This window comes from Streptomyces sp. NPDC048297 (genome assembly GCF_043201585.1).
Classification (GTDB): Bacteria; Actinomycetota; Actinomycetes; order Streptomycetales; family Streptomycetaceae; genus Streptomyces.
This window is the reverse complement of record NZ_JBICZA010000076.1, coordinates 1-6,165: the sequence shown is the minus strand read 5'-3', so window position 1 is coordinate 6,165 and position 6,165 is coordinate 1. Positions and strand designations below refer to the sequence as shown.

Sequence of the window (6,165 nt, the reverse complement as noted above, 5' to 3'; positions counted from 1 at the left end):
TTGCCGTTGAGGTCGTAGGCGTTGATGGGGTCGCTGGGGTAGACGTAGGCGTTTGCGTTGCCGCCGGGGACGGGGTCGGTGGACAGGAAGCGTCCGGTGGTGGGGTTGTAGAGGCGGACGCCCATGAGGGTGAGGCCGGTGGCGGTTTCGCTGGAGCGTTGTTTGGTGCCGAGCCAGCCGTAGCGGGTGGGTTGCTGGCCGGGGCGGGGGTTGCCGTATTCGTCGGCGTCCAGGACGGTCGGGGCGGTGCTGGTGTCGAGGGGGAGTTGGAGGGTGACGTCGCCGTGGAGGTTGGCGAGTTGGAGGACGGTGCCGCTGGTGGCGGTGCTGGTGGCTGCGAGGTCGCCGGCGGGGCCGTCGATGTTGCGGGTGAGGCTGCCGCTGGTGTTTTCGGTGATCCAGCGGGGGTTGTCGGAGTCGGAGTCGTAGTGGTTGGTCTTGGTGGCGGTCTGGGTCCAGGTGCCGGAGGTGTTGGTCTCGGTGGTCCAGGCGCGGAAGCGCAGGTTGGAGTCGAGGGTCCAGGTCTGGCGCTGGGTGCCGGCGGTCTGCTGCTGGGCGAGGTCGTTGTTGTAGTAGGCGAGGGTGGTGCCGGGCAGGGCGGTGGTGCGGCCGAAGTTGTCGTAGGTGTAGCCGGTGTCGACGAGCCGGTCGGCGCTGTCGTAGGTGGAGTTGGTGGTGGTGGCGCCGGTGGTGGTGCAGTCGAGGCCGACGCCGGCCGTGGCCGTGGCCAGGGCCTTGCGGTTGCTGTTCTTGTCGAAGGTGTAGCTGCGGGTGGTGCAGATGGCGTCGGCGCCGGTGTCCTGGACCTGGGTGAGGCGGCCGGTGTTGTCGTAGGTGTACGCCTGGGAGGCGGTGACGCCCGGGGTGCCGCCGTGGGTGACGATCTGGCTGTGGGTGTTCTCGCTGACGGTGTCGGCCGCGAGGACGGTGCCGTCGCTGGTGCGGGTGTAGGTGCGGGCGGTGGCTGAGCCGGTGGTGTCCTGTTCGTCGGTCTGGGTGTAGCCGCCGGGCAGGGTCTGGGTGGCCACGTCACCGTCGGCGTCGTAGCGGGCGGTGAAGGTGCCGGCGACCGAGTCGGTGACCGAGGTGGTCAGGCCGCGCGGGTCGATGGCGGTGTCGTAGGTGTAGGTGGTCGTCGACGGGACGGTGTCGGTGACCTTCGACGGGCGGTTGAGACTGTCGTACTCGGTGGTGGTGGTGCCCGCGTCGGCGTCGGTGTAGGTCATCTGACGGCCGAGCTGGTCGAAGGTCTCGCTGATGGTGCCGCCGGCGGTTGAGGTCTGCTTGTTCGCCAGACCGGTCGCCGTGTCGTAGCTGGTGGTGGTGGCCGGCACGGCCGTTCCGAGGCCGCCGGTGATGGTGACGGTGGTGGGGCGGCCTGCCGTGTCGTAGCCGTTGGCGGTGGTGCGGGTGGTGCCGTTGGCGGTCTCGGTGACCTTGGCGACCTGCCCGTCGGTGGCGTACTCGGTGGTCTTGGTCGGCAGCTGGGCGGGGTTGGAGCCGCCACCGGTGATCGCTGCGGCCGGTGCGGTCTGGCAGACCATGTCCGCCCATTCCGGACGGCCGTTGCAGGTGCCCGTGCCGGTGGCGGAGTAGTAGGTGGTCTGCGTCGCCCCAGCGTCACTGCCGGTCGAGGCGGGCAGGGCGGTCTTGACGACCCGTCCCTGGGTGTCGTAGGTGGTGGTCGTGGTCAGCGCCAGTCCGCCCGGGTCCTGGGTGCTGGTGGTAACGACGCCCTTGACCCAGTCGAGGCCGGTCGCGACCACGCGCGGGTCGGCGGTCAGGGTCGGCCAGGCCCGCAGCTGGGCACCAGTGGTCTCCTTGGTGACCTGGTCCTTGACGGCGGCGGTGCCGTCGGTGGGGCGGCCGCTGTCGTACTCCTTGAGGGTCTGAGCGCGGGCGACAACCTTGCTGCCGGCCTGCGCGACGGTGGTGGTGCCGCTGAGCAGCTTGGCTCCGAGGACGACCTGGTGGATCGGGCCGTCCTCCTCCACCTCGCGGGTGCCGGTGTCGCTGTAGATGCTGGTGGTGGACAGCAGCTGGGCCCGCTCGGCCGAGGCGAGGCTGCTGATGCCCAGCCCGGTCAGTTCCGTCTTCTGGGCCGTGGTCGTGCCCAGGGCCAGCTCGCGGTTGCCCGCGGTCAGAGACCGGACCGTGTTGCCGAACTGGTCGTACTCGGTGACCGTGATGTGGTGGCCAGGGGTGGCTTCGTTGACCTCGCGGCCGGAGGCGTCCAGGTAGTGGATGCCGGCCCGGGTGTAGGAGCCTGCGGTCAGCGCGCTGCCCTCGTTACCGGCGGGCACCTGGTCGGAGGGGAAGACTGCGGTGGCGTCGCTGGGAGCATCGGTCTGTGCCCAGGAAGCCAGAGCGGAAGCGCCGAGGTCCTCCGGCGCGGTGGAACCACTCAGCGGAACACCGTAGACGATGCTGGTGGCGGCGGTGCCGTTGGTCTGGCTGGCACTGCCCGGCGTGAGTGTCGGGCGGGAGGCCTTGAGTAGCATCCCGGCGCCGGCGGCCGGGTTGGATCCTGCCTGCCCGTAGGTGAAGGTCCACGGCAGCTGTCCGGCCGGCGTGAGTGTGGTGACGCGGCCGGCGCTGTCGTAGGTGTAGGCCGTTTTCAGCGCGGGGCTGACGCGTGGGTCCCACTGCTCGCGCAGCCGGCCACTGTCGTCGTAGGCGTAGGAGGCGACGGTTTGCGCGGTAGACAACGAGGCCCCGGGCGCGGTCGACCACAGCTTGATCGCCGAGACCTGGTCCTTGACGTCTCCCAGTGCGGAACTGGTCGCGGTGGTGGCCGGAGCGTAGATGAACTGCAGGACCCGGCAGCCCTTGGTCGACGGGTCGGCCGCGCAGGCCGAGGCGGTGACAGCCGAGGTCGGGGCGATGAGCAGCTTGGGGCGGGAGGTCTTGGTCTCGCCCACCGTGACCGCTTCGCTGACCGTGGTGGTCGTGGTGTTGGCCAGTCCCTCCAGGTAGGAGGTGGAGGCGTTCCACAAGGTGGTGCTGCCGCTGACCGGATCGAAGGTGGTGGTCTCGCCGTCGGAGCTCTTCAGGGTGAAGGTGCCGCTGAAGCTGCCGGTGAGGTCGTAGTCCTCGGCGCCGACCTCCGGGATCCAGCCGGTCTTCGCGGCGTTCTGGGTGAAGTTCAGGCGGGTGTCATCGCCCGCCGCCCCCACACTCACCGATGTCGCCGACGTTTTGGCCAGCACTGTCCACGGGGTGGACGTCTGCTCACCGGCGGCTCCGTAGAGCCACTCCTTGCCGAAGATCGGTGCCTGCTGGCCGGTGCCGGTCCCCGCCTGCGGAGAACGTGAGGACGCAGTGCGGTCAACCGACAGGCCGAAGAAGGAAGCGTCGTTGTCGGAGAGCGTGTAGTCACCGGTCAGCAGGTTCACCGAACCCGGGCCCACGTCCTCGCTCGCGGCGCCGTCGGCGATGCGAGCGACGGTGACGTTGACAGGATCGGACGAGGCGGAAGCACTCGAGGGACCAGTGAAGTCGGCCCGGATCTGCACGGCCCCGTCGGGGTTGACGGTGGAGGTGGCGTTCCAGGTCAGCTTCGGGCTCTTGCCACTGCTCAAAGCAACGGGCCAGGCCGACAGCGGCTGCCCGCCGACCGTCACGTCCCCGGTGGAAATGGTGGTCCAGGCATCGGCCTCGCCGCGGCGCCAGGAGAAGGTCACGTTGTCGAACTTCGAGCCGTCCGCCTCAGCCATCAAGGGAAGTCGGGCGGCGGTGCGGGTGCCCTCGTCGGGGCTGGTGACGCCGCCGGGGCCGACATGGAAGGTGTAGGAGAGGGCCTCGGACTTGTTGTCCGCCTTGTCGGTCGACCTCACCTGCAGAGTGTTGGTGCCCGCCTTGGCCGGTTTGACGGTGACGTTGACCGGGGTGGTGCCGCTGGTGGCGACCTTCGTCCAGGTCGTGCCGTCCAGCGACCACTCGATGCCGTTCTGGTCACCCGACGCAGGCGTCACCGTGAACACGCCGGCCTGGCCAGCGCCCTTGACCCACGAAGCGGACGGGTAGTCCGTTGAGGTCACCGCGGTCGGTGCGGAGGGAGCGGACGTGTCGACGGTGAACGTCGCATACGCGGACCAGTCGTTGTTGTAGTGCAGGCCGTCATAGGGGTTGGTGCGGAACTTGTAGGTCTTGCCGTTGGTGAGCAGACCGGAGGGAACCGTCACCGACGCCTGTTGTCCCGACGGCACGAACGGTGAGACCAGGTAGTTGCCGACCTGCGTGCCCGTCGTCGCGTCGTCGATCTCGAAGGTGCCGTCGACCTTGTCATTGTTGACGTCGACGAAGGTGTCGCTCAAGGTCGGCGTGGTGGTGTTGACGTACCAGGTGCCGGAGGAGTTCTGGAAGAACGGCGGGCCGGCCTGCTGGTCGGTGCCGGTCTTGGGCCGGTAGTTGTAGGTGACGGTCAGTTTCGGCACGTTGGACGCAGCGTTGGCCGAATTGAACCGCTTCCACAGCTGGACGTTGGCCTCGTCCAGAGCGCGTAGTCCCATACCAGACGTGGTGTTCTTCGCAGAAGCCCAGGTCTGGACGAGGTTGGTGACATCCGCGTTGACCCAGCCGTCCGGGGCCGAGGTGCAGCCCGGGTTGCCCTTGGTCTCTGTGGACGTGGCCATCTTCTGGACCCACGCGGGCTGGGCGGTCCACCGCGTCCCGGTCGACGCCTTGCCCGCGTCCCACACCTCCCACGAGTGGGGATTGCAGTCGGTGTTGCCGGAGTGGAAGTTCCACAGCGACAGCTTCGCGTTCGACACCAGCGAGTCGCTGATGCGCGCCGTGTTCCAGGTGATGAACGACCGTGCGAGCCGCGGGGTGCCGTCGGGGTTCGTCGTCCCCGGGTTGCCGAGGTCCAGCTCCACATCGGTGGACAGATCGGTGGTCTCACCCTGCTGGGCGTAGGTGTCGAACACGTTGGACAGCGCCGACGTAGAAGGGTCGACCGTGACCGGGTACTGCGTTTTGGGGTCGGCGAGGAACTTCGCATCCGGCGTGAACACCAGGTTGATCGCGTCCTTGCTGCGGACGACCTTCAGCTTCACCGGGGCCTGGTGCGTGTGCTCACCGGAGACCTTGTCCACCCGCGCGTCCCACATCACCGGGGCCGGCATGGTGGCCTGCTTCTTGCCCTTCTTGTCCGTGAACAGCAGGCTGCCGTCCTTCAACTGCCGCACCTTCAGGCTCTTGGCCTTCAGCGGCAGCGTGTACGAGTAGCCCTCGCCCGGACGGTCGCCGAGCACCACGTACTGCTCGAAGCCACTGCGGGTCGCCTCGACCACCACATCCGCGCCAGAAGCGGCACCCGCGTAGGTCGCGCGGTTGCCCTTCAGCTTCGGCTTGGGCAGGTCACCCTTCCACTGCAAGGCGATCTGCCGGTCGCCCTCGCCCAGCTTCACCAGATCGTGCGCCGCCGATGCCGACGAAGCAGACCGCTTCGCGGCCGCCACGGCCTGGCCGCCACCCAGACGCAGACCCTGCGGATGAGCCTTGGGCTCAACCCGCCCACCAACCGCCTGCAGATTCAGATCAACCGAGCGCCACTCGCCCGCATCCTTGAACCGCACCGGCCCGGCCGACAGATCCGTCGTCAGCGAGCCATCGGCATTCACCCACGTCGTGGACGTCTCCGTCCGCTCCGACAAGGCCTCGACCCGCTTGCCCGACAAACGGGCCAGCACCCGCGCCGACGCCAAGTCCCCCGCAGACGAGGCGTAATGCTTCGCCTTCGACTGGGAAGACGCTGCCGTACCCCCTCCAACAGCGGAGCCGGCCGCAAACGCCGGCTCCGCCTCGGCAAGCGCAGTCATAGCCAGAGCCAACGCCAGCGAACCGGCTATACCCCGGCACCACGAACGCTCAAACCCAAGTAAGCCAGGTCTCCGCCTGGCCCCCACCCTCTTGCTCATCCAAGCTCCCATGTTCACAGAAACCCCATAGGTCACAGGGCAGCCGCAAAACTAGCTGAGCTCAAAAGAGGACAAAAAAGCCCGTAGCAACACTAAGATCGCTTACCGGGTGACCCCAAAGGTAAAGCGCGCATAAAAAGAAAGAAGGAAACCCAACAAAGTGACTCTGGCATATCCAATCCAGCCATCCATCACCATAAACCAGCCATCAATCGGCACCCAAAAATCAGCGACAAGAGAGACG

General features: G+C 67.7%; 1 protein-coding gene. It reads right to left on the bottom strand.

Features of this window, described 5'->3' with window-relative positions; translation table 11 throughout:
- On the bottom strand, positions 1-5,822 hold a 5,822-nt coding region (locus ACGFYV_RS37370), incomplete at its 3' end, for a DNRLRE domain-containing protein (protein ID WP_393883005.1).
- Positions 5,823-6,165 lie beyond the last annotated feature (343 nt).